Annotated in this window: 19 protein-coding genes; 10 read left to right on the forward strand and 9 right to left on the reverse strand. The window is 71.5% G+C overall.

Going from position 1 to position 24,688, the window contains the following annotated elements:
- Positions 1-2 precede the first annotated feature (2 nt).
- The 5 genes from ABB07_RS28775 to ABB07_RS28795 form a co-directional block, all read right to left on the reverse strand.
- Positions 3-1,793 carry a branched-chain amino acid ABC transporter permease gene (locus ABB07_RS28775; RefSeq protein WP_208903661.1) on the reverse strand — a complete coding sequence of 597 codons (1,791 nt, stop codon included), beginning with the start codon at positions 1,791-1,793 and terminating at the stop codon, positions 3-5.
- 5 nt (positions 1,794-1,798) lie between these two features.
- On the reverse strand, positions 1,799-2,737 hold the full coding sequence (locus ABB07_RS28780; RefSeq protein ID WP_208901442.1) for a branched-chain amino acid ABC transporter permease: 939 nt from the start codon (positions 2,735-2,737) through the stop codon (positions 1,799-1,801).
- Between the two features lie 109 nt (positions 2,738-2,846).
- Positions 2,847-4,070: a branched-chain amino acid ABC transporter substrate-binding protein gene (locus ABB07_RS28785; RefSeq protein ID WP_244189549.1), complete on the reverse strand. Its 1,224-nt coding sequence runs from the start codon at positions 4,068-4,070 to the stop codon at positions 2,847-2,849.
- A 799-nt stretch (positions 4,071-4,869) separates the two neighbouring features.
- Positions 4,870-5,361, reverse strand: a complete 492-nt coding sequence (locus tag ABB07_RS28790; protein WP_208901443.1) for a hotdog fold thioesterase — start codon at positions 5,359-5,361, stop codon at positions 4,870-4,872.
- Positions 5,362-5,422: 61 nt separating this feature from the next.
- Positions 5,423-7,735 (reverse strand): FdhF/YdeP family oxidoreductase, encoded by a 2,313-nt coding sequence (locus ABB07_RS28795; RefSeq protein WP_208901444.1) that lies wholly within the window; start codon positions 7,733-7,735, stop codon positions 5,423-5,425.
- 182 nt (positions 7,736-7,917) lie between these two features.
- On the opposite strand from ABB07_RS28795, the gene polA reads away from it, so the two are divergent.
- Together polA and ABB07_RS41800 are read left to right on the forward strand one after the other, a co-directional pair.
- Positions 7,918-10,644 (forward strand): DNA polymerase I, encoded by a 2,727-nt coding sequence (gene polA, locus ABB07_RS28800; RefSeq protein WP_208901445.1) that lies wholly within the window; start codon positions 7,918-7,920, stop codon positions 10,642-10,644.
- A 542-nt stretch (positions 10,645-11,186) separates the two neighbouring features.
- Positions 11,187-11,642, forward strand: coding sequence for a hypothetical protein (locus tag ABB07_RS41800; RefSeq protein ID WP_341845902.1), 456 nt, complete (start codon positions 11,187-11,189; stop codon positions 11,640-11,642).
- Between the two features lie 157 nt (positions 11,643-11,799).
- On the opposite strand, the gene ABB07_RS41805 is transcribed toward ABB07_RS41800, so the two are convergent.
- Entirely contained in the window at positions 11,800-12,117 is a 318-nt protein-coding gene (locus tag ABB07_RS41805) for a DUF4184 family protein (protein WP_341845903.1), read from the reverse strand.
- A 331-nt stretch (positions 12,118-12,448) separates the two neighbouring features.
- On the opposite strand from ABB07_RS41805, the gene ABB07_RS28815 reads away from it, so the two are divergent.
- The 3 genes from ABB07_RS28815 to pgfA all read left to right on the forward strand — a co-directional run bounded on the left by ABB07_RS28815 (position 12,449) and on the right by pgfA (position 15,486).
- The gene (locus tag ABB07_RS28815) at positions 12,449-14,176 is read left to right on the forward strand and encodes a lytic transglycosylase domain-containing protein (protein WP_208901446.1); all 1,728 of its coding nucleotides are present in this window, start codon (positions 12,449-12,451) and stop codon (positions 14,174-14,176) included.
- 155 nt (positions 14,177-14,331) lie between these two features.
- Positions 14,332-14,466 carry an SPW_0924 family protein gene (locus ABB07_RS28820; protein WP_208901447.1) on the forward strand — a complete coding sequence of 45 codons (135 nt, stop codon included), beginning with the start codon at positions 14,332-14,334 and terminating at the stop codon, positions 14,464-14,466.
- A gap of 27 nt (positions 14,467-14,493) precedes the next feature.
- Positions 14,494-15,486, forward strand: coding sequence for a cell envelope lipid trafficking protein PgfA (pgfA, locus tag ABB07_RS28825; protein WP_208901448.1), 993 nt, complete (start codon positions 14,494-14,496; stop codon positions 15,484-15,486).
- On the opposite strand, the gene hrpB is transcribed toward pgfA, so the two are convergent.
- Positions 15,476-18,001, reverse strand: coding sequence for an ATP-dependent helicase HrpB (gene hrpB / locus ABB07_RS28830; protein WP_208901449.1), 2,526 nt, complete (start codon positions 17,999-18,001; stop codon positions 15,476-15,478). The two genes, pgfA and hrpB, sit on opposite strands and share 11 nt — an antisense overlap.
- A gap of 70 nt (positions 18,002-18,071) precedes the next feature.
- Positions 18,072-18,908, reverse strand: coding sequence for a class I SAM-dependent methyltransferase (locus ABB07_RS28835; RefSeq protein WP_208903663.1), 837 nt, complete (start codon positions 18,906-18,908; stop codon positions 18,072-18,074).
- A gap of 369 nt (positions 18,909-19,277) precedes the next feature.
- Here ABB07_RS28835 and rpsA point away from each other — a divergent pair, with 369 nt between their 5' ends.
- The 4 genes from rpsA (at position 19,278) to ABB07_RS28855 (ending at position 23,097) form a co-directional block, all read left to right on the forward strand.
- Positions 19,278-20,771, forward strand: coding sequence for a 30S ribosomal protein S1 (rpsA, locus tag ABB07_RS28840; RefSeq protein ID WP_055707059.1), 1,494 nt, complete (start codon positions 19,278-19,280; stop codon positions 20,769-20,771).
- Positions 20,772-21,049: 278 nt separating this feature from the next.
- On the forward strand, positions 21,050-21,988 hold the full coding sequence (locus tag ABB07_RS28845; protein ID WP_208901450.1) for a PAC2 family protein: 939 nt from the start codon (positions 21,050-21,052) through the stop codon (positions 21,986-21,988).
- A 45-nt stretch (positions 21,989-22,033) separates the two neighbouring features.
- Positions 22,034-22,645: a dephospho-CoA kinase gene (gene coaE, locus ABB07_RS28850; RefSeq protein WP_208901451.1), complete on the forward strand. Its 612-nt coding sequence runs from the start codon at positions 22,034-22,036 to the stop codon at positions 22,643-22,645.
- A gap of 71 nt (positions 22,646-22,716) precedes the next feature.
- Complete coding sequence (locus ABB07_RS28855) at positions 22,717-23,097, forward strand: tetratricopeptide repeat protein (RefSeq protein WP_208901452.1); 381 nt, start codon at positions 22,717-22,719, stop codon at positions 23,095-23,097.
- A 133-nt stretch (positions 23,098-23,230) separates the two neighbouring features.
- Here ABB07_RS28855 and ABB07_RS28860 read toward each other — a convergent pair whose 3' ends face one another.
- On the reverse strand, positions 23,231-23,527 hold the full coding sequence (locus ABB07_RS28860; RefSeq protein WP_208901453.1) for a DUF6343 family protein: 297 nt from the start codon (positions 23,525-23,527) through the stop codon (positions 23,231-23,233).
- A 119-nt stretch (positions 23,528-23,646) separates the two neighbouring features.
- Here ABB07_RS28860 and ABB07_RS28865 point away from each other — a divergent pair, with 119 nt between their 5' ends.
- On the forward strand, positions 23,647-24,588 hold the full coding sequence (locus ABB07_RS28865) for an acyltransferase domain-containing protein (RefSeq protein ID WP_208901454.1): 942 nt from the start codon (positions 23,647-23,649) through the stop codon (positions 24,586-24,588).
- Positions 24,589-24,688: the final 100 nt, after the last annotated feature.

Genomic DNA, 24,688 nt, shown 5'->3' on the forward strand with positions numbered 1-24,688 from the left:
CCTTACGCCCCTGCCTTGCTGACGGCCGCCTCGTCGGTCAGCGTCTTCTGTTCCGGTACGTCGAGTTGGCCGGTCTCGTGGAACTCCAGCTGGCGGCGGCGGTTGGCGATGATGCCCTCCGGCCGGAAGCGCATGAGCAGGATCAGTGCGAGGCCGAAGGCGAACAGCTCGTAGTTCTGGAGGAACTGGAGCTTCTCCGGGACCAGGTAGAGGACGCTGGCGCCGAGCAGTGGGCCGCTGACGGTGCCCATGCCGCCGAGGACGACGGCGGCCAGGAGGAAGGCCGAGTTGGGCGGGGCGGCGCCGGCGAACTGGTACGGCTGGGGGTTGACGCTGTAGTTGACGTGCGCCATGACGGTGCCGGCGAGGCCCGCGAGGGAGGCGCCGAGGGCGAAGGCGATGAGTTTGACCCGGAAGCCGTTGATGCCCATGGCGGTGGCGGCGGTCTCGTCCTCGCGGATGGCGATCCAGGAGCGGCCGATGCGGGAGTCGGCGGCGCGGGTGAAGACGAGCACGACGATCGCCGTGATGAGGAGCATCAGGAAGAGGTAGTTGGCGAACCGGCCGAGGGTGAATCCGCCGATGTCGTGGGCGTCGCCGAGGTTGAATCCGAAGATCTTGATGTCGGGGATCTGGGTGATGCCGTTGGGGCCGCGTGTGACGTTCGGTCCGGAGGTGCCGTCCAGGCTGTTGACGGTGATGCGGAAGATCTCTCCGAAGCCGAGGGTGACGATCGCCAGGTAGTCGCCGCGCAGCCGCAGGGTGGGGCCGCCGATGAGGACGCCGAAGACCAGCGAGGCGGCCATGCCGGTGAGGGCGGCGGCCCAGAAGGGGAAGTGGACGTTGTACGGGGAGTATTCGGAGCCGGATACCAGGGCGGCCGCGTAGGCGCCGACGCCGAGGAAGGCGACGTAACCGAGGTCGAGCAGTCCGGTGAGGCCGACGACGATGTTCAGGCCGAGGGCGACGGTGGCGAAGATGAGGATGTTGACGCCGATGTTGGCGTTGTGGTCGTCGCTCTGGGTGAACGGGAAGATGACGGCGGCGATGAAGGCGAGGGTCGTCGCGAAGCCCTTGTGGTGGGCGGACATCGTCGCGAACCGGTCGAGGAGGCCGGCGTGGACCAGGCCCCAGGAGGCGAGGACGAGGACGAGCAGGAAGCCGATGAAGGTTTCGCTGTCGTCGTCGTTGATGCCGATGCCGTAGGTGAAGACCACCAGGGCGAGAGCGGTGCCGATGGTGATGGCGGCGCGCTCGGCGAGTGGTGAGAGGGTGCGGGGCCGGGGCTGGTCGGGCTTGCTGAGGTAGCCCTTCAGGCCTGTGCCGGGGGCCGGGTGGGGCAGGGCGAGGGCGCCGAGGACGGGGAGTGCGGAGGCGGCCATCGCGACGAAGGCGCCGGGGTCCAGGTTCACCAGGCCGCCGAGGTCGACGGCGATGGCGATGCCGGTGAACCAGCAGACGGCGAACGCGGAGAGGGCGATCAGGAGGACCGGGCTGGTGGCCTTGCCGGGGTTCAGCGGGCCGAGCCCTCGTACGTTCCAGAGGGTGAGCCCGTACAGCAGGGTGAGGGCGCCGGCCACGAGGGCGATGACCTGCAGGCCGGCCGGGTAGCCGTAGATCGTCAGATCGCCGGGGAAGTTCGGGGTCCAGGTCCAGCTGAGGAAGGTGCTGGCGATGGTGCCGATCGCGCCGGCGGCGATGAGCAGGCGGGCGGCGGCCGGCGGGAGCGGGAGGGGCCCGCGGGCGGCGGGTTCCGGGGTGGTGGCGGTGGTCTCGGTGGTGGTGTCGGTCATGCTGCTCACGCCCTGTCCGCGACGCGTTCGCCGAGCAGGCCTTGTGGCCTGAAGAGGAGTACGAGGATGAGGAGGACGAAGGCCCACACGGCCGCCCAGCCCTGGCCGCCGAGCTGGTGCATGCCGGGGATGTTGGCGATGTAGGCGGTGGCCAGGGCCTCGGCGAGACCGAGGACGAGGCCGCCGAGCATGGCGCCGTAGATGTTGCCGATGCCGCCGAGGACGGCGGCGGTGAACGCCTTCAGGCCGGCGATGAAGCCCATGTCGTAGGAGACGGAGCCGTACTTGAGGCCGTAGGAGACGCCGGCGACGGCCGCGAAGAAGCCGCCGATGGCGAAGGCGATGACGATGATGCGGTTGGTGTCGATGCCCATCAGCTGGGCGGTGTCCGGGTCCTGGGCGGTGGCCTGCATGGCGCGGCCGGTGCGGGAGAGCCGGACGAAGAAGGCGAGGACGGCCATGCAGACCGGGGCGGCGATGATCAGGAAGACGTCACCGCTCTGCACGGTCACGGAGCCGAGGTGCAGGGGCCCGAAGGGCAACTGCGGGAAGACTCGGGCGGACTTGGCGTCGCCGTCGACGTGGTACCAGTTGAAGACCGCCTGCTGCAGGGCGAGCGACAGGCCGATCGCGGTGATCAGTGGTGCGAGGCGTGGCGCGCCGCGCAGGGGGCGGTAGGCGAAACGTTCCGCGCCGACGGCGATGAGCACGGCGACCAGTGCACCGCCGATCAGCATCGCCGGCAGGGCTATCCACATGGATATGCCGTCCGGCAGGACGAGGTAGACCGTGAGGGCGCCGAAGCCTCCGGTCATGAAGATCTCGCCGTGGGCGAAGTTGATGAGCTGGACGATGCCGTACACCATCGTGTAGCCGATGGCGATCAGCCCGTACATCGAGCCGAGGAACAGCCCGTTGGCCAGCTGCTGCGGCAGGGTGTTCACCGCATGGCCTCCATGTGGTGGGGAGAGTCAAGGGGGCGGTAGAAGGCGGGCCGCGCGGTGACGGTGGTCTGCGCCGCGCGGCCCTGGTGAGGCGATGTGCTCGGGTGGCTTACTTCGGGCTGGCCGTTCCGCTCTTGACGGACTTCCACTCGCCGTTCTTGACCTGGTAGACGGTCAGCTGCTTGTTCGTGGTGTCGCCGTACTCGTCGAACGAGATCTTGCCGGAGATGCCGTCGAAGGAGGTCTTCTGGACGGCGTCGACGATCTGGGCGCGGGCGTCGGACGGAAGCTTGCCGTCCTTCACGACCTGGCCGACGGCCTTGATGATGGCGGTGGCGGCGTCGTAGGCGTAGGAGCCGTAGGTGCCGTAGTCGCCGGGGTACTTCTTGGCCTTGTAGGTGGCCACGAAGTCCTTGGCGGCGGGCAGGGTGTCGACGGGGACGCCGATGGAGGTGGCCAGGTCGCCCTCGGCGGCCTTGCCGGCGGTCTTGATGTAGGTCGGGGTGAACATGCCGTCACCGCCGAACAGCGGGATCTTGGCGCCGGCGTCCTTGAGCTGCTTGGTCAGCACCTGGGACTCGTCGTACTGGCCGCCGTAGTAGAGCAGGTCGGCGCCCGAGTTCTTGATCTTGGTGACGAGGGTGGAGAAGTCACGGTCGCCGGTGTTGACGTGGTCGGTGCCGATGACCTTGCCGCCCTGCTTGGTGAACTGCTCCGTGAAGATCTTGGAGAGGCCCGCGCCGTAGGTCTGCTTGTCGTCGACGACGAACGCCTTCTTCGCGTGGACGCCGTTGTAGGCGTAGTCCGCCGCGTAGGCGCCCTGCAGGGCGTCGGTGGTGGCGGTGCGGAAGTAGGTCTTGAACGGGCGGGACTTGCTGGTCTGCCAGTTCTTGCCCTGGGTGAGCTCGGGGTTGGTGTTGGAGGGGGAGATCTCCACCAGGTTGGCGGTGGCGAAGACCTGCTGCATCTGCGTGGCCACACCGGAGTTGAGCGGGCCGACGACGCCGAGCACGCTCTTGTCGGAGACGAGCTGGGTGGCGTTCTGCTGGCCGGTGGCGGGAATCGCCTTGTCGTCCAGCGCCTTGATCTTGAAGGTGACGCCCGGGACCGTCTTGTTCTTGTTGGCGTCGTCGACGGCGATCTGCGCGCCGTACTGAATACCCAGGCCCGTCGCGGAGTTCTGGCCGGTCAGCGGAGCGTCGACGCCGATCGTGACGGTCACGTTGCCGCTGTCGCCGCCCTTGCTGTCGTTGTTGCGGGAGCCGCAAGCGGTGAGAGTCAGAGCTCCGGTGGTCAGCACGGAGGTAAGAATCACCAGAGAACGCTGTCGCACTATCGATCCTTTCCGCAGGCACGATCCGCCCCTGGCAGGGGACTGGGGATGCCGGCCGGTACCGAACTCCCTATGGAGCGGTGACTGGCGGTGACTCTAAGCGTGTGTGAGGAACGTGGAGGAGTGCTTGACCAAGGCTGTGACGCTCTTGTTATGACACGAGGTAATGCAGAGCGGTACTGCGTGGGGGGAAAGCAGGAATTCGGCCCGATTCACCCCGTCCGCATTCTGAGAACCCGCAGGCCTCGCCTCCATCGGTTCAGGCGTCTCGGGCGTTTTGGTGATTACACAATGCCGTTGCTGCAGGTAACTTCCGGGGCTCGGGTGGTGTTGTGTATCGGCCGGCCCGGAAGTGAAAGTATGAATGCGTATTGCATGCACATTACGTAGGGTTACATGCACGAAAAAGAAAACCGGCCGGAAGGCGGGGCGGAAGACAGGGCTGGAGGGGCCGGGCCGGGGGCGTGGCCGGCGGGCGGGGCTTCGGGACTTCCCCGCGTTTTTCGCGCCGGCGGCGGAGCCGCGTGACGGGCCGCCAGGTGCGGTGCGCCACGGGTGTTGGGCCATGGGTGGGGGGCCGGGGTGGTGCGTGCGACTGGAGCGGAGGCGGTCCACCGGGCCGCCGATCGGGGCCGGTTGGCGCCGACGGATCGTCAATTCACTGGTGAAAGTCGCCTGTTGGTCTTCCGTGTGCGAGGTTCGTGTCCAGCGGCGGGCCGCTACAGGGAGCAGTCCCGGAGCAGTCCCTTCGCCGGGCACGACGGACCGGCGGGAGCCGGCCGGCCCCCGCCGGTCGCTGTCAGGCGCCGCTGCCCTGGACGTGCGCGGCGTCGCCCTTGTTCACGTCCCGCAGCAGGCAGGTCAGCCGGGCGCTGCACACCCGGCGGCCCTGCTCGTCGCTGATCACGATCTCGTACGTCGCGGTGGACCGGCCCCGGTGCACCGGCGTGGCCACACCGGTCACCAGGCCCGAGCGCACCCCGCGGTGGTGCGTGCAGTTCAGGTCCACGCCCACGGCGATCTTCGAACTGCCGCCGTGCAGCATGGAGCCGACCGAGCCGAGCGTCTCCGCCAGCACCGCGGAGGCGCCGCCGTGCAGCAGGCCGTACGGCTGGGTGTTGCCCTCCACCGGCATGGTCCCGACGACCTTCTCCGCCGAGGCCTCCAGGATCTGCACGCCCATGCGCGTGCCGAGGTGCCCGGCCGAGAAGAGGGCGGGCAGGTCGACACCGAGCGCCGCGTACTCGTCGATGACCTCCTGCGGGAATCTCACCTGCTGCTGCTCGCCCATGGGCCCGGCTCCGTTCGTCGTACAGCTGTCCGTTGCGGCTGTCTGCTGGCTGAGCAAACGCTCAGTCGGTCGCCGATTGTTCCAGACGGCCCTCCCCGCCGCGGGTGTGACCTTCGAGACGTACGACCACGGACTTGCTGGCCGGGGTGTTGCTGGTGTCGGCGGTCGCGTCGAGCGGGACCAGGACGTTCGTCTCCGGGTAGTACGCCGCCGCGCATCCCCGGGTCGTCGGGTAGTGCACGACCCGGAAACCCGGTGCCCGTCGCTCCACGCCGTCCTTCCACTCGCTCACCAGGTCGACGTACGACCCCTCGGCGAACCCGAGCGCCCGCGCGTCCTCGGGGTTCACCAGCACCACGCGGCGGCCGCCGGTGATGCCCCGGTAGCGGTCGTCCAGGCCGTAGATCGTGGTGTTGTACTGGTCGTGCGAGCGCAGGGTCTGCAGCAGCAGCCGGCCCTCGGGCAGTTCGGGGTACTCCACCGGTGCCGCCGTGAAGTTGGCCTTGCCCGTGGCGGTCGGGAAGCGGCGCTCGTCGCGCGGGGCGTGCGGCAGGGTGAAGCCGCCCGGCCGGGCCACGCGCGCGTTGAAGTCCTGGAAACCGGGGACCACGCGCGCGATGCGGTCACGGATCGTCGCGTAGTCCTTCTCGAACTCCTCCCACGGCACGACGCTGTCCGCGCCGAGCACCCGCCGCGCGAGCCCGCAGATGATCGCGGGCTCGGACCTCAGCCGCGGGCTCGCCGGCGCCAGCCGCCCGCGCGAGGCGTGCACCATGCCCATCGAGTCCTCGACGGTCACGAACTGCTCGCCGCTCGCCTGCAGATCCCGCTCGGTGCGGCCCAGCGTGGGCAGGATCAGCGCCCGCGCGCCCGTGACGACATGCGAGCGGTTGAGCTTGGTCGACACGTGCACCGTCAGCCGCGCCCGCCGCATCGCGGCCTCGGTGACCTCGGTGTCGGGGGAGGCGGAGACGAAGTTGCCGCCCATGGCGAAGAACACCTTCGCCTCGCCGTCGCGCAGCGCACGGATGGCCCGTACGACGTCGAAGCCGTGCGCGCGCGGCGGCGCGAACCCGAACTCCTTCTCCAGCGCGTCCAGGAAGGCGGGCGCGGGCCGCTCGAAGATGCCCATGGTGCGGTCGCCCTGGACGTTGCTGTGCCCGCGCACCGGGCACACGCCCGCGCCCGGCCGGCCGATGTTGCCGCGCAGCAGCAGGAAGTTGACCACCTCGCGGATGGTCGGGACGGCGTGCTTGTGCTGGGTGAGGCCCATGGCCCAGCAGACGATGGTGCGCTCGGAGGCGAGCGCCATGCCGAGGGCCTGCTGGATCTCCGCGCGCGTGAGGCCCGTCGCCCGCAGCGTCTCGTCCCAGTCGGCGGCACGGGCGGCCGCGGCGAACTCCTCGAAGCCGTGGGTGTGTTCACGGATGAACTCTTCGTCGACCGCGCCCTCGGTCTCGAGGATCAGCTTGTTGAGGAGGCGGAACAGCGCCTGGTCGCCGCCGATGCGGATCTGCAGGAACAGATCGGTGAGGGCGGCGCCCTTCAGCATGCCCTGCGCGGTCTGCGGGTTCTTGAACCGCTCCAGACCGGCCTCGGGCAGCGGATTGACGCTGATGATCCGCGCGCCGTTCGCCTTGGCCTTCTCCAGCGCGGAGAGCATGCGGGGGTGGTTCGTGCCCGGGTTCTGACCGGCGACGATGATCAGGTCGGCCTTGTACAGGTCTTCCAGCAGGACGCTGCCCTTGCCGATGCCGATCGTCTCGCTGAGCGCCGAACCGGACGACTCGTGGCACATGTTGGAGCAGTCCGGCAGGTTGTTCGTGCCCAGCTCGCGTGCGAACAACTGGTACAGGAACGCGGCCTCGTTGCTGGTGCGGCCCGAGGTGTAGAAGACGGCCTCGTCGGGGGAGGAGAGGGCGGCGAGCTCCTCGGCGACGATGTCGAAGGCGCGCTCCCAGTCGACCGGCTCGTAGTGTGTGCCGCCCTCCGGCAGGTACATGGGGTGCGTGAGCCGCCCCTGCTGCCCCAGCCAGTAGCCGCTCCTCGTGGCCAGGTCGGCCACGGAGTGCGCGGCGAAGAACTCCGGGGTGACCCGGCGCAGGGTGGCCTCCTCGGCCACCGCCTTCGCGCCGTTCTCGCAGAACTCCGCCTTGTGCCGGTGGTCCGGCTCCGGCCAGGCGCAGCCCGGGCAGTCGAACCCGTCCTTCTGGTTCACCCGCAGCAGCGTCAGCGCCGTGCGCCGCACGCCCATCTGCTGCTGGGCGATGCGCAGCGTGTGCCCGATGGCGGGCAGCCCCGCCGCCGCGTGCTTGGGCTCCGCGACCTGCGGCGCGTCCTGGACCGGATCACCCTTGGGCGGCTTCGTCGCCATCGCACGCTCCCCTTCGACTGCGTGTGAGAAGTACGCTGCCGATCCTCCCACGGCCGACTGACAACGCCCCGCCCGCGTTCCGCGCCGCTCCTCTTCACCAACCGCCGGCACAGTCCGTGACCGGGAGGCAACCCTCGGCAGCCCGGACCGGAGTGTCAGTGCGGCGTGGCAGGATCGGGGACGTGGCAGAGACAGCATCGAAGAAGACCGACAAGACCCCCGGCGGCACCCGTCCCCGGCTGATGCTCATGGACGGGCACTCGCTGGCCTACCGCGCGTTCTTCGCGCTGCCCGCGGAGAACTTCACGACCGCGACCGGCCAGCCGACGAACGCGATCTACGGCTTCGCGTCGATGCTGGCCAACACCCTGCGTGACGAGGCGCCCACGCACTTCGCCGTGGCCTTCGACGTCTCGCGCAAGACCTGGCGCTCCGAGAAGTTCACCGAGTACAAGGCGAACCGCTCCAAGACCCCCGACGAGTTCAAGGGCCAGGTCGAGCTGATCGGCGAGCTCCTCGACGCGATGCACGCCCCGCGCTTCGCCGTGGACGGCTTCGAGGCGGACGACGTCATCGCCACCCTCGCCACCCAGGCCGAGGCCGAGGGCTTCGAGGTGCTGATCGTCACCGGCGACCGCGACTCCTTCCAGCTGGTCACCGACAACATCACCGTGCTCTACCCGACCAAGGGCGTCTCCGAGCTGACCCGGTTCACCCCGGAGAAGGTTTTCGAGAAGTACGGCTTGACGCCCGCCCAGTACCCGGACTTCGCGGCCCTGCGCGGCGACCCGTCCGACAACCTCCCCGGCATCCCCGGCGTCGGCGAGAAGACCGCGGCGAAGTGGATCAACCAGTTCGGCTCGTTCGCCGAGCTGGTCGAACGCGTCGACGAGGTCAAGGGCAAGGCCGGGCAGAACCTCCGCGACCACCTGGAGTCGGTCAAGCTCAACCGCGTCCTCACCGAGCTGGAGCGCCAGGTCGAGCTGCCCAGGGCGGTCGCCGACCTGGAGCGGGCCGCGTACGACCGCAGGGCCGTCACGCTGGTCCTGGACACCCTGGAGATCCGCAACCCGTCCCTGCGCGAGCGTCTCTTCGCCGTCGACCCCGGCGCCGAGGAGGCCGAGGTCACGCCGATCGCCACCGACGGGGTGGAGCTGGACGGCAAGATCCTGCGCACCGGCGAGCTGGCCCCCTGGCTCGCCGAGCACGGCGCCGGGACCCTGGGCGTCGCCACCGTCGACACCTGGGCGCTGGGCACCGGCTCGGTCGCCGAGGTCGCCCTGGCCGCGGCCGGGGGAGCGGCCGCCTGGTTCGACCCCGCCGAGCTGGACGAGGCCGACGAGAACGCGTTCGCGGCCTGGCTGGCCGACGCCGCCCGCCCCAAGGTGTTCCACAACGCCAAGGGCGCCATGCGCGTCCTCGCCGAGCACGGCTGGTCCGTCGAGGGCGTGACCATGGACACCGCGCTCGCCGCCTACCTCGTCAAGCCCGGCCGCCGCTCCTTCGACCTGGACGCGCTGTCCCTGGAGTACCTGCACCGGGAGCTGGCGCCCGCCGCCGCGGCCGACGGCCAGCTGGCCTTCGGCGCCGACGAGGGCGCCGAGGCCGAGGCTCTGATGATCCAGGCCCGCGCGGTCCTCGACCTGGGCGAGGCCTTCGGCACCCGTCTCGAGGAGGTCGGCGCGGCCGACCTCCTGCGCGACATGGAGCTGCCCACCTCCGCCCTGCTCGCCCGCATGGAGCGGCACGGCATCGCGGCCGACCGCGCGCACCTCGAAACGATGGAGCAGACCTTCGCGGGTGCCGTGCAGCAGGCCGTGAAGGAGGCCCACGCGGCCGCCGGCCACGAGTTCAACCTGGGCTCGCCCAAGCAGCTCCAGGAGGTCCTCTTCGGCGAGCTGGCCCTGCCGAAGACGAAGAAGACCAAGACCGGCTACACCACGGACGCCGACGCCCTGGCCTGGCTCGCCACCCAGACCGACAACGAACTGCCGGTGATCATGCTCCGCCACCGGGAGCAGGCGAAGCTGCGTGTCACCGTGGAGGGCCTAATCAAGACGATCGCGGGCGACGGCCGTATCCACACCACCTTCAACCAGACGGTGGCGGCGACCGGCCGCCTGTCCTCCACGGACCCGAACCTGCAGAACATCCCGGTCCGCACGGACGAGGGCCGCGCGATCCGCCGCGGCTTCGTGGTCGGCGAGGGCTTCGAGTCCCTGATGACCGCCGACTACAGCCAGATCGAGCTGCGCGTGATGGCCCACCTTTCCGAGGACGAGGGCCTGATCCAGGCCTTCACCTCCGGCGAGGACCTGCACACCACGGCCGCCTCGCAGGTGTTCGGCGTCGAGCCCGCCGCGGTGGACGCGGAGATGCGCCGCAAGATCAAGGCGATGTCGTACGGCCTGGCCTACGGCCTCTCCGCCTTCGGCCTGTCCCAGCAGCTGAACATCGAGGCGGCCGAGGCGCGCGCCCTGATGGACGCCTACTTCGAGCGCTTCGGCGGCGTCCGGGACTACCTGCGCCGGGCGGTCGACGAGGCCCGGGCGACGGGCTACACGGCGACGCTCTTCGGGCGCCGCCGCTACCTGCCGGACCTCAACAGCGACAACCGCCAGCGCCGCGAGGCCGCCGAGCGCATGGCCCTCAACGCGCCCATCCAGGGCACGGCCGCCGACATCGTCAAGATCGCCATGCTCAAGGTGGACAGCGCCCTGCGGGAGGCGGACCTGAAGTCCCGCATGCTCCTGCAGGTCCACGACGAAATCGTGCTGGAGATCGCCCCCGGCGAGCAGTCGGCCGCCGAGCAGGTCGTCCGCAAGGAGATGTCCAACGCGGTCCACCTCCGGGCCCCCCTGGACGTCTCGGTCGGCGTCGGCCCGGACTGGGAATCGGCAGCGCACTAGCCTGCGGCGCCTGAGCAGCGGGGCGTTGCAACCACCGCCGGTCGCAACGCCCCCGCCGCCTCCGCCCCGGCACCGCGGCCTCCGCTCCGGCACTGCCGCGCCTCCACACCGGCGCCCTCCGCACCGGCACCGCCGCCACTGCCGCCCCGCACCGGCACCGCCACCTGCGATACCGGCCATCGCCGCCCCGCACCGGCACCAATTTCTCCGCCGCAACGGCGCCCAGCCCCCACGGCGCAATCCGGCGGTGCCGAAGCACCGCAGGGCCACGTCCGGGTTCAACCCGCACCTGGAAATCCCGCCCCCCAGATCCCGCCGCAACGGCGCTCCGCCCCCACGGCGCAACCCGGCGGTGCCAAACCCCCCGCACCCACGCCCCCGCACTACTCCCCCGCATCCAGGCCCACGCCCCCACCCACCCCCACCAGCACAAGCCCCCGGCACCCGCACAGAGCAAGTCGGCCGAACCCCCGGGGGGAACCGTCACTCACGTGGCCCCCGCCAAAACGCCCCCCACCCCCCACAGCCGCAACACTGCGGGCATGGGTATACGCACGCTTCACCGCCGGACGCCCGAGGTAGACATCCGGGCCTGGGCGGACGCCGCCTCGGCGCGGGCCGTGCCCGTCTCGCCGGTCCCGGCCCTCGCGGCCGACGCAAGCACCGCCCGCATCCCCGCCGACCTGAGCGCGACCGTCCGCAGGGCCGCCAGGAACCTCCGGCACAGACTCGCCGGCCTGACCGCCCCCGTGGAACACGCCCCCGACTGGCGTCAGTGGGCCGATCTCGCCCGCGGTTACCTCGCCCTCGCACTCACCGCGCTCCCGAGACCGCGCCCCCGACGCACCCTCACGGTCTTCGTCGCGTCGCTCACCGACCGGCCGGCCGCCCCCGCCCCGCACCGACCACCCCACCGGGATCCCCGGGGCCGACGGGATCAGCCGGATCGGCCGGATCAGCCGGACCATCCGGAGCCGGGCCCCGGCGCCACACCCTGAGCCCGACGGCGTACAGCACCACCCCAAGGACCTGCCCGGCGCCCGTCCCGAAGCACAGCACAGGGCGGTACCAGATCCCACGGCCGCTCCGGCGCCCCTGTAAGCGCTCGCCGGCGCGACGCCCGCCGCACCGCCCCGGCCACCGCACAGCCGCCGATCACCACGCCGGCCCGCCACGGGTCCCGCACGGACAGCACGGGCACCCCACCGCCGCCCCGCCCGGCGCACGCCGCAGCGCACGCACGGCGAACACCGCGAGCACGACCGCGCCCGCCACGGACGAGCCGTGCCGCAGCAGCGAGCACAGCGGCACCCCCGCCACCCGGTCCCGCCCGATGGCCGGAACCAGCCGCGTCCCCCACCGCCCCTGATGCGTGAACGCGTCCCACACCACATGCGTCAGCGCACCCGGCACCGCGGAGACGTACCACCACACCACCGTGACGGCGCCCGCACGCGCGCGTGGCGCAACCACCGTGACGGTGCCCGCACGCGCGTGGCGACCGCAGCGCAGCAGCACGGCCGGCCGCCCCCCATGTCCGTCCGGTACGCCGGACCGCCCTCCCTGGTCCTGCGCACCAACGAGAGTTGGCCAACGGGTGAAAAGCGGGCAGGAACGGGTCCCGGCGCAAAGCAAGTTGTCGTAGGGTCACCTGCGGCGTGTCCTGCCCGGCGCGCGGCGGAACGCACGTCGCACAAGGGGAAGGACGCCACAGGGGCAACCAGAACACCGGGTCGACCGTCACACCAGTGCGAGGCAGACAGACGCGGACGGACGTACGGAGTCCACAGGAGGGGTTCACTCGATGGCGGCGCATTTCGGAAGGCGGCTGCGCAAGGGGGCGGCGACCACCGCCGTGGCCGCGGCGGCGGTCGCGGCCCTGTCCGCGTCCCAGGCTCCGGGAATGCCCGGCGAGGACCACGGCAGACCGGCGACGGCCGGCGCCTCCGCCCCCGCACCCGACGCCACCTCCGACGGCAACGCCACCGGCAACTCGCCGTACTACACGGACCTCCCGCCCCTGAACAGCCCCAACCCCAGCCCCTCGCCGAGCGCCACCGGCACCCCCGCCCCCCAGGGCGACGCCGAGGCCGGCATCCCGGCGACGGTCCTCGACGCCTACAAGAAGGCCGAGGCCGAACTGCGTTCCGCCAAGCCCGGCTGCAACCTGCCCTGGCAGCTGCTCGCCGCCATCGGCAAGGTCGAGTCGGGCCAGGCGGAAGGCGGCCGGGTCGACGCCGACGGCACCACGATCGGCCGGATCCTGGGCCCGGCGCTCGACGGCAACGGCTTCGCGCTCATCAAGGACACCGACCACGGCCTCTACGACGGCAACACCGCGTACGACCAGGCCGTCGGCCCCATGCAGTTCATCCCGTCGACCTGGGCGTGGGCCGGCCGCGACGGCAACGGCGACGGCAAGAAGGACCCCAACAACGTCTACGACGCCGCCCTCGCCGCCGGCCACTACCTGTGCCGCAACGGCTGGGACCTCGCGCGCGAGGACGACCTGCACAGCGCCATCCTCAGCTACAACGACTCGCAGGACTACCTGAACACCGTCCTGTCGTGGCTGGAGTACTACCGCAAGGGCACCCATTCCGTGCCCGACGGCACCGGCAGCGTGCCCGGCCACCGCAGCGACGACGGCACCCCGCCCGCCAAGTCCCCGAAGCACACGAAGGCACCGAAGACCAAGGCCCATCCGAAGCCGGACCCCAAGCCCAGCACGCCCGGCGGCAACGGCAGCCCCAGCCCGACCCCGCCGAAGCCGCCCGCCCCGCCGACGCCCTCGCCGACCCCCACCGACACCGTGGACCACCTGCGGGACGCGGGCACCGCCAAGCTCACCGCGATGGCCGGGCACGCCTTCAGCGGACGGATCGGCACCCGCGCCGAGACCAAGGCCGGCAAGGCCGTCGCCAAGGTCAGGATCCGGTTCACCATCACCGGGGACACCGACGCCACCTTCGCCGGCGGCGAGAGGGTGGCCACGGTCGCCACCGACGCCAAGGGCGTCGCTCTCGCCCCGGCGCTCCAGGCGGGCGAGAAGACCGGCGACTTCAAGGTCATGGCCACCGTCGTGGGCCGCACGGTCACGGGCCTCGGCTATCCGGTCACCGTCACCGAGCGCGCCGCCGACACCCTGGCGCGCACCAGCGACACCCCGCTGACCTGCACCCCGGGCGGCGAGTTCGCCGACCAGGTCCAGGTGAAGGCGACGTACAAGGGCGCCGTCGCGGACAAGGTCGCCGCCACCGCCACCCTGATCAAGTCCGACACCGACGCCACCGAGAACGACAAGGGCCCGTACTTCAAGGACGCCGACGGCAAGCCGGTCCGCACGCTCACCGGCCTCCAGACGGACGCCAAGGGCCTGCTGACCCTGCCGAAGCTGTACGCGGACGACACCACCGGTACCTTCCTGCTCCGCATCACCACCACCGGCGGCGCGACGCTCACCGTCGAGCTGAAGGTCGCCGCGGCGGACGCCTCGCCGAGCCCGTCGCCCAGCCCGTCCGCCTCCTCCTGAGAGCACGCGAGGGCGCCCTCCTCCGCACCCGCGGGGAGGGCGCCCTCGTTCGTGCGTGCACCGCTGTTCTCATCTCACCCGCCGGTTGCTACGGTGCCGAACCTGACGAACCATCAGGAACCCATGGGGACACCACCGTCCGCCGGGAGGCCCGTATGCGCGCCCTGATCGCCGCCGCGACCGGTCTCGCCCTCGCGCTCGCCCTGGTCCTGGCGATGACCGCCATGGGTGCGCCGACGGGCCGGACATCCCCCAAACCGCTGCTGACGACGGTGCCCTCGCATCCGTAGCCGCGCCCGTCCGGGAGGGAGGCCTTCATGCGCCGCAAGGCAAGCCTGGTCCTGCTCGCCTGCGCCGTCTTCTGCGCGGCGCTCGCCCCGCTCCTGCGCTGGTACGCCTTCCCGCGCCTGGCCAGGATCCCCGCGAACCAGTACCAGGACATGGTCCTGGAGGCCAGGGGTGCCACCCTGCTCGACTACGGCACCATGCGCGCGAGGAAGGTCTCCAAGGTCACCATCGTGCAGACCCTCAAGGGCGACGTGGCGGCCGCCCAGCGGATCGAGAGGACGGCGGGCCGGCCGGTCGTGGTCTGGGACGGCCTCTCCTACGTCCAGGGTCCCGACGGCAAGATGGTCTCCAAGGTCCCCGAGCGCTACATCTTCGACGCCCACAGCCAGGACCCCGTGCACGCCACCGGCGAGATGGTCGACGGCGACCCCGTCACCCGGCAGGGCATCGAGTTCAAGTGGCCGTTCCTGACGCAGAAACGCGACTACGAGTACTTCGACGCGCAGACCCGCACCACCAGCCCCATCCACTACAAGGGCACGCGGACCTTCCGGGGCCTGAAGGTCTACTACTTCGAGCAGACCATCGGCTGGACCAGGGTCCCCATGCCGAAGACCATGCCCGTCCAGGGCATCACGCCGGAATCGGTCGCCAGGACCGGAACCACCCGCTGGTACAGCACGGTCCGCAGGTTCTGGGTCGAACCCGTCACCGGCGCGCCCGTCTACGGCGAGGAACTCCACAAGGAGGAACTGCGCGGCGGCACCCTGCTCGGCGGCCGGGCCAGGGTCACGGCGTTCGCCGGGGACGTGAAGATGCGCGAGGACTACATCGCGCACACGGTCACCCTGGTCGAGCACAACCGCACCCTGGTGCTGATGCTCACCTCGTACGTCCCCTGGGGCTCCCTGACCGCCGGAGCCCTGCTCCTGGCCCTCTCCCTCTACCTGGAGGCCCGCGCCCGCCGTCCCCGTGACCCGGCACCCGCGCAGCCGGCCGAACCCGAACCGGTCAGCGCCTGAGCCGCGCGTTGGTGTGCCGGGTGGGCTCGGCGGCCGCCGGGTCCTCGGGCCACGGGTGCTTCGGATACCGCCCGCGCAGCTCGGCCCGTACGCCCTGGTAGCCGTCCTTCCAGAAGGAGGCGAGGTCGGCCGTGACGGCGGCGGGCCGCCCGGCGGGGGAGAGCAGATGCACGAGCAGCGGCACCCCCGCCACGGCCGGCGTCTCGCGCAGCCCGAACATCTCCTGCAGCTTCACCGCGAGCACCGGCCGCTCCGGATCCCGATAGTCGATCCGGATTCTGGACCCACTCGGTACGGTGATCCGCTCCGGCGCCAGCTCGTCCAGCCGCCCGGCTTGCCCACTCGCCCACGGCAGCAACCGCGCCAGCCCCTGCCCGGCGTCGATCCGGCCGAGATCGGCCCGCCGCCGGGCCCGGCTCAGCTCCGGCTCCAGCCACTCGTCCACGCGCGCGTGCAGCGCGTCGTCGGACACGTCCGGCCAGGGCTCGCCAAGGCGGGCACGGAGAAACGCCAGCCGCTGCCGCAGCACCTCCGCCTCCGGCGGCCACCGCAGCAATCCGAGCCCTTCCTGCCGCAGCCCTTCGAGCAGGGCGCCGCGCACGAGCGCCGGGTCCGCGTCCTTCAGCGGCCGTACGGCCAGCTCGATGGCGCCCAGCCGCTCGACGTGCCGGGCCACGACATCCCCGTCGCCCCAGCGCACCTCGTCCCGCTCGCCGAGCAGCGCCCCGGCGGCGGCCCGCGCCACGTCCTCGCTCACGGCGGCGCCGAGCCGCACGCGCGCGTGTCCCGTACCGGAGGGCCGGTCGGCGACGGCGACGACGATCCAGGGCGCTCCCCGCAACGCCGACGCATCACCCAACTCGGCCCGCGTGCCGGACGCCATCAGGTACGACCCACCGTCGAGCTTGGCGACCCGCTCGGGAAAGGCGAGCGCGGCGACGACACCGGCGAGCCTGTCGTCACCGGTGCCTGGTCCGACCCGGAAGGCGCCTTCCGACCGAAGGTCATGGGTGGGCGGGTGGGAAACCTCCCCCGAGACGGCCCGCAGCCGCCGTACTTCCGCAGCCCACCGCCCCGCATAGGCGTCACCCCCACGCCGCGCACGACGCAACGCACCGGCAAGATCATCCCCGTGGTCCCGCGGCACTTCCTCGGACAGCAGAGCGACGACTTCCGCACCCTCGCCGCCCGTGTCCAGCAGCGCCCGCCCCAGCCGAGGATGCACACCCAGCCGGGCCAGCCGCACACCGACCGACGTGGCCCGCCCGACGGAGTCCACCGCGCCCACCGCCGTCAACGCGGAGCGCGCCGCCGCCATCGCCCCACCCGGCGGCGGATCCAGCAACGGCAGCCCGGAGGCGTCCGGATCCCCCCAGCAGGCCGCCTGCAGGGCGAACGCGGTCAGATCGGCCACCTTGATCTCCGGCGCCGGATACGCCGGCAGACGCCCGTCCTCGGCCTCGGACCAGCACCGGTACACCGCCCCCGGCGCCTCCCGCCCGGCCCGCCCCGCCCGCTGCCGCCCGGCCGCCCGCGACGCCCGCACCGTCGTCAGCCCGCTCAGCCCGCGCGCGTGATCCACCCGCGGCTCCCGCGCCAGCCCGGAGTCCACCACCACGCGCACCCCGGGCACCGTCAGCGAGGACTCCGCCACCGAGGTCGCCAGCACCACCCGGCGCCGGGCCCCGGGCGCCAGCACCGCGTCCTGCACGGCGGCCGGCGCCCGCCCGTGCACCTGCAGCACGTCGATCTCACCGAGCGCGCCGAGCTGCCCCGCCACGCGCGCGATCTCGCCCACACCGGGCAGGAAGCACAGCACGTCCCCGTCCCGCTCGGCCAGCGCCCGCCGCACCACCGACGCCACGTGCGCCAGCAGCGCCGGATCGACCCGCATCCCGTGCGGCGGCCGTACCGGACGCGCCGGAGGCGCCCACACCACCTCCACCGGGTGCGCGACGCCCGCCGCCTCGACCACCGGCGCCCCGCCCAGCAGCCGCGCCCAGCCCTCCGCGTCGGTCGTCGCCGACGCGGCCACCAGCCGCAGCTCCGGCCGGAGCGCCTGCCGTACGTCCCACAGGAACGCGGCCGCCGTGTCGGCGTCCAGATGCCGCTCGTGGCACTCGTCGAGGACGACGACGTCGACGCCCGGCAACTCCTGGTCGCGTTGCAGCCGCTGCAGCAGCACCCCGGTCGTCACGACCTCCACGCGCGTGTGCCGTCCCACGGCCCGCTCGCCGCGCACCGTGAAGCCCACGCTCTGACCGGGCTTCTCACCCAGCAGCCACGCCGTCCGACGGGCCGCCGCCCGTGCCGCGATCCGGCGCGGCTCGGCCACCACGACCCGCCGCGCGGGCCCGCCCCCGGCCAGCCCCGCCAGCACCAGCGGCACCAGCGTCGTCTTGCCGGTGCCGGGCGGCGCCACGAGCACGGCGGTGCCGCCGTCCTCCAGGGCCTCGGCCAGGGCGGGCAGCGCGGAGCGCACGGGCAGCGCGTCCAGGGCGTCGTAACGGATCACGCCCCCCAGTGTCGTACGACGGCGAGACCGCCCCTCACACGCGCGTGCACGTGCGCAGAAGAACGGGAGGTCAGTCCCGCTCGCACACGAAGATCGCCGTGCCGGGGATGAGATGGCCGCGCAGCGGGGACCAGCCGCCCCACTCCGAGGTGTTCCAGGCCGGCCACTCCGGCTCCACCAGGTCCACCAGGCGGAAGCCGGACGCCACGACGTCCCGGACCCGGTCGCCGACCGTCCGGTGGTGCTCCACGTAGACCGCGCGGCCCTCCTCGTCCTGCTCCACGTAGGGCGTGCGGTCGAAGTAGGAGGACGACACCGACAGACCCTCGGGGCCCGGCTCGTCCGGGAACGCCCAGCGGATCGGATGCGTCACCGAGAAGACGAACCTGCCGCCCGGCCGCAGCACCCGGCGCACCTCGCGCAGCACCAGCCGCGGGTCGGCGACGAAGGGCAGCGCGCCGTACGCGGAGCAGGCCAGGTCGAAGGAGCCGTCCGCGAAGGGCAGCGCGCCGGCGTCCGCGCAGATGAGCGGAAACGATCCACCGATCCGCAGGGCGTGCTGCAGCTGACGGTGCGAGAGGTCCAGCGCCACCGGGCGGGCCCCCTGGGCGGCCAGCCAGCGCGCGCACTGCGCCGCGCCCGCGCCGATCTCCAGGACGTCCTTGCCCTTCAGCTCCTCCGGCGGGCCGAGCAGCTCCGCCTCCACCTCGTCCAGGCCCTCCGGGCCCCACACGAAGCGGTCGTCGCCGAGGAACGTGCCGTGCTCGACCTGGTACTCGTCCGCGTTGCGGTCCCACCAGCCCCGGTTGGCCCGTGCGCTCTCCGCGACCCCGGCGTCACGGCGTGTCGCCTCCGGCTCGCCCGCCTCGGGTCCTCCGGGCTCGTACGCTTCCGGCTCTTGGATGATCGGCTCCCTCGTCGTACTCTTCCGTCCAACCCGCCGGGGTTCACGGAACCGGTCCCGTAGGCCTGCGTGGCCTCAAGGGACGTTTCTTCTGCCGGTTATGGGGCGATCCGCCCCGGGTGTGCGCCTTCGCGCATTGACCATGTCCGGCTGCCCCCGTATGCTACAAGTTGCGCTGCGGGCCTGCGCACCTCAGACGTAGCAGGCTGCGCTCGCATCTGTTGTATGTCCCCTCGGTTGTCGAGGCGCCACCGGGCACCCGGTGTCCATTTGGTGGCGCTTCCTTGGCTGTCCGGCTTCTGCAGAGCGAAACGGGCTCCCGGCGTAAGCAGTACCTACGACTTCAATGTCCGTACCGGAGCCCTTTCCCACATGACGAGCAGCACCGAGACCACCGCCACCACCCCGCAGGTAGCGGTCAACGACATCGGTAACGAGGAAGCCTTCCTCGCAGCGATCGACGAGACGATCAAGTACTTCAACGACGGCGACATCGTCGACGGCGTCATCGTGAAGGTCGACCGGGACGAGGTCCTGCTCGACATCGGTTACAAGACCGAAGGTGTCATCCCGAGCCGCGAGCTCTCGATCAAGCACGACGTCGACCCGAACGAGGTCGTCGCCGTCGGCGACGAGATCGAGGCCCTGGTCCTCCAGAAGGAGGACAAGGAAGGCCGCCTGATCCTCTCGAAGAAGCGCGCCCAGTACGAGCGTGCCTGGGGCACCATCGAGAAGATCAAGGAAGAGGACGGCATCGTCACCGGTACCGTCATCGAGGTCGTCAAGGGTGGTCTCATCCTCGACATCGGCCTCCGCGGCTTCCTCCCGGCCTCCCTGGTCGAGATGCGCCGTGTCCGCGACCTCCAGCCGTACGTCGGCAAGGAGCTCGAGGCCAAGATCATCGAGCTGGACAAGAACCGCAACAACGTGGTCCTGTCCCGCCGTGCCTGGCTGGAGCAGACCCAGTCCGAGGTCCGCCAGACGTTCCTCACGACCCTGCAGAAGGGTCAGGTCCGCTCCGGTGTGGTCTCCTCGATCGTCAACTTCGGTGCCTTCGTGGACCTGGGTGGCGTCGACGGTCTGGTCCACGTCTCCGAGCTGTCCTGGAAGCACATCGACCACCCGTCCGAGGTCGTCGAGGTCGGCCAGGAGGTCACCGTCGAGGTCCTCGACGTCGACATGGACCGCGAGCGCGTCTCCCTGTCGCTGAAGGCGACCCAGGAAGACCCGTGGCAGCAGTTCGCCCGCACCCACCAGATCGGCCAGGTCGTGCCCGGTAAGGTCACGAAGCTGGTGCCGTTCGGTGCGTTCGTCCGCGTGGACGAGGGCATCGAGGGTCTGGTCCACATCTCCGAGCTGGCCGAGCGCCACGTGGAGATCCCGGAGCAGGTCGTCCAGGTCAACGACGAGATCTTCGTCAAGGTCATCGACATCGACCTCGAGCGCCGCCGCATCAGCCTCTCGCTGAAGCAGGCCAACGAGTCCTTCGGTGCCCACCCGGAGGAGGTCGAGTTCGACCCGACCCTCTACGGCATGGCCGCGTCCTACGACGACCAGGGCAACTACATCTACCCCGAGGGCTTCGACCCGGAGACCAACGACTGGCTGCCGGGCTACGAGAAGCAGCGCGAGGAGTGGGAGCGCCAGTACGCCGAGGCGCAGGCCCGCTTCGAGCAGCACCAGCAGCAGGTCATCAAGTCCCGCGAGGCGGACGCCGCCGCTGCCGCCGAGGGTGGCGGCGAGGCCGCCGCTCCGGCCGCGACCGGCGGTTCGTACTCCTCCGAGGGCGCGGACACCTCCGGTGCGCTGGCCTCGGACGAGGCGCTGGCCGCGCTGCGCGAGAAGCTGGCCGGTGGCCAGAGCTGACGCAAGCCGCTGGGCTTAGCCGATAGCTGGTTCTGAGGGGCCGTACCTTTCGAGGTGCGGCCCCTCGGGCGTGTCCGGGGGCTTTCCGTCGTCCTTCGCGTGCAGGTTCGTCGCGGCTTGTCGCGCGGTTCCCCGCGCCCCCAGGGGATCACCGCGTCCGTGGCCGAGGAGTTGCCCTTGTACTGTCGTCCGTGAGATCCCTGATCAACGGCGTGTCGCGGGAATGCCCACCCTCCAGGGCGTGTTGACGATGTCGGACACGAGGAGGAGCGGTCACAGTGCTTGATCCGCAGGGTTTGTACGCATGGGAGCCGAAGGGCCTCGCCGTGGTCGACATGGCGCTCGCCCAGGAGTCGGCCGGTCTTGTCATGCTCTACCACTTCGACGGATACATCGACGCGGGCGAGACCGGGGACCAGATCGTCGACCGGCTGCTCGACTCGCTGCCCCACCAGCTCGTCGCCCGTTTCGACCACGACCGGCTGGTGGACTACCGGGCCCGGCGCCCCCTGCTGACCTTCAAGCGGGACCGCTGGACCGACTACGAGGTGCCGGCCATCGAGGTCCGCCTCGTCCAGGACACCACCGGTGCTCCCTTCCTGCTGCTCTCCGGGCCCGAGCCGGACGTGGAATGGGAGCGGTTCGCGGCCGCCGTGCGCCAGATCGTGGAGCGGCTCGGCGTCCGCCTCTCCGTGAACTTCCACGGCATCCCCATGGGCGTCCCGCACACCCGCCCGGTGGGTCTCACCCCGCACGGCAACCGCACCGACCTCGTCCCGGGCCACCGCAGCCCCTTCGAGGAGGCCCAGGTGCCCGGCAGCGCGGAGTCGCTCGTGGAGTACCGCCTGATGGAGGCCGGGCACGACGTCCTGGGCGTCGCCGCGCACGTCCCGCACTACATCGCCCGTTCGGCGTACCCGGACGCCGCCCTGACCGTTCTGGAGGCCATCACGGCCGCCACCGGTCTGGTGCTTCCGGGCGTCGCGCACTCGTTGCGCACGGACGCGTACCGCACCCAGACGGAGATCGACCGGCAGATCCAGGAGGGCGACGAGGAACTCACCGCGCTCGTCCAGGGCCTGGAGCACCAGTACGACGCGGCCGCGGGCGCCGAGACCCGGGGCAACATGCTGGCCGAGCCGGTGGAGATCCCCTCGGCGGACGAGATCGGGCGCGAGTTCGAGCGGTTCCTGGCGGAGCGGGAAGGCGAGAACTGACCTGCGCCGGCCCCGCTGTCAGTGCCAGGGCCTAAGCTGACGCTCATGCTGAAAGTGGGCCTGACCGGTGGAATCGGTGCCGGCAAGAGCGAGGTGTCACGGCTGCTCGTGGAACACGGAGCGGTGCTGATCGACGCCGACCGCATCGCGCGCGAGGTCGTGGCGCCGGGCACCCCCGGCCTCGCGGCCGTGGTCGAGGCCTTCGGCGAGGACGTCCTCGCCGCTGACGGCAGCCTGGACCGGCCCGGACTCGGCGCGATCGTCTTCGCCGACCCCGAGAAGCTCGCCGTCCTCAACTCGATCGTGCACCCCCTGGTGGGCGCCCGTTCCCGCGAGCTGGAGGAGGCCGCGGCCGCCGACGCCGTCGTGGTCCACGACGTGCCCCTCCTCACCGAGAACGGCCTGGCGCCGCTGTACGACGTCGTGGTCGTCGTGGACGCGACCCCCGAGACCCAGCTCGAGCGGCTGGTCCGGCTGCGCGGCATGACCGAGGAGGACGCGCGCGCGCGTATGGCCGCACAGGCGACCCGCGAGCAGCGCAGACAGATCGCGGACATCGTGATCGACAACGACGTACCGCTGGACGCGCTGCACAAGCGTGTCACCGAGGTGTGGGAGGACCTCGTACGGCGGGCGCATGAGGGCACCGCGCGGTAGCGCAGGCAGAGACAGGAATAGCGGCCCCCTCCTCGCGCGTTGAACGGACGGAGTGAGGGAAGGATTCTGCCGTGCCCGAGACCAGCGGTTCCACCGGACGTACTCCGGAGACGCATGTCATCGACTTCCGTGCCGCCGAGCATCTGCTCAACTCACGGGACCCGCGGGGTGCGGTGAAGCTGCTCGACCCAGTCATCGCCGCGCACCCGGAGAACACCGCCGCCCGGCTGCTCCGCGCGCGTGCGTTCTTCGCCGCGGCCCAACTGCGGCCCGCCGAGCTGGAGTTCACGATCGTGCTGGAGCGCGAGCCGGACAACGCGTTCGCGCACTTCGCGCTGGCCCGGACCTATGAGCGCCAGGGCCGCCCCGACCAGGCCAAACGCCATTTCCGTCTCGCCGCAGCGCTGGACCCGAACCCGCAGTACGTGAAAGCGGCACGCTTCGACGACTGAGCGGCACGCGTGCGCCGGGCCTTGCGGACATCGGAGTGCGGGTGCGGTGGCACGGGCGTACGGGTGCGGTGGCACCGGCGTACGGGTGCGGTGGCACGGGCGCCGGGCGTCGGTCATGGCTGCCGGGCGTTGGTCATGGATGCCGGTGCCTCGGCGGCCCCGGGGACGGCGGTCCCTCCTCCGGCGGGCGGTACGGCGGCACGTCACGGCCCGGCTGATAGTGCGGACCCTGGCGGATGTGCCTGAGAACCATGATCATGTCGGCGGTGACCACCAGCCACAGCGCCCCGCAGGCCGCCGCCCAGCCGGGGCGCCCGACGAGCGCGAACGCCACGGTGCCGAAGACCGCCCAGACCAGCCCCCACACGCACAGCCAGAACCGCGCCCGCAGAGCACTGCGCGCGGTCACCGGTTCACTGCCCGTACGCATCGGACCACCACTCCTGCCTGCAACGTACTCTCCGCGGACGACGCTCATCAACGGCGCCCGTCCGTCGCTCGCCCGCCGCTCGCCCGCCGCTCATCCGCTGCTCATCGAAGGGGGATCTCTTGCTGCCGGACGCCGACGACCTGCCCGAACTGCTCCTCGACCTGGCCGTGCCGCACGAGGACATCAACGGCCTGGTGGCCGGGTCCCGCCGGGTGACCGGTGACCCGGGGGTGCTGAGACTCCTGCGGGAGTGCGTCGAGGAGCTGTTCCGCGATCCGGAGGAGACCGGCCGCACACCCGAGCTCACCGAACTCCTCGACGCGGCGCCGGCCGATGTGACCGGCACCTTCGCCGCGTACGTCTTCGTCGCCGCGGCCCCGCACACCCTCGCCCGGCACCGGGAACGCGGCATACCGGCCGAGGTCTCCCGGCGCACCCTGGCCGACCTGGGCCGTCAGATGGCCGTGCACCGCCGACGGCACGGAACGACCGGGGTGAACGCCCGGCGCTGGCTCGTCCGGCACTTCCGCGGCGAGCTGTACCAGTTGGGGCGGCTGCAGTTCGAGCGGGCGCGGCACGGACAGCGCACGTCCGCGGTGATCGCTGCGGCCGGACTGGACGTGGCGCCCGGCACCCCCTGCCTGAACCTGCACATCCCCGACTTCCTCGGCCCGCTGACCCCGTCCGCCTGCGACCGCTCGCTGGCCCGGGCCCGTGAGTTCTTCCCCCGGCACTTCCCGGAGGAGCGGCCGGTGGCCGCGCTGTGCCACTCCTGGCTGCTCGACCCGCAGTTGAAGCGATACCTGCCGGCCGACTCCAACATCATCCGCTTCCAGGACCGGTTCCGCACCGCCCGCGAGGACACCGAGCCGTCCGACACCGAACCCGTCCAGTTCGTCTTCGGCGACCCCGGCCTTGCGATCGCGGACCTGCCGCGCCGCACGTCCGTGGAGCGGGCGGTGGGGGACCACCTGCGTGCGGGCGGCCACTGGTACATCGGACACGGCTGGTTCCCGTTCTGGCCCGATGGCCAACAGCGGACGGTCGACGGTGAGGACTGAGGGACGGTGCGGGCCGAGCCGGACGGTGTGGCCTGCGCCGGACGGTGTGGCCTGCGCCGGACGGTGTGGCCTGAGCCGGACGGTGAGGGCTGAGCCGGGC

The sequence above is a fragment of the Streptomyces incarnatus genome, from assembly GCF_001027185.1.
GTDB classification, from domain to species: domain Bacteria; phylum Actinomycetota; class Actinomycetes; order Streptomycetales; family Streptomycetaceae; genus Streptomyces; species Streptomyces puniciscabiei.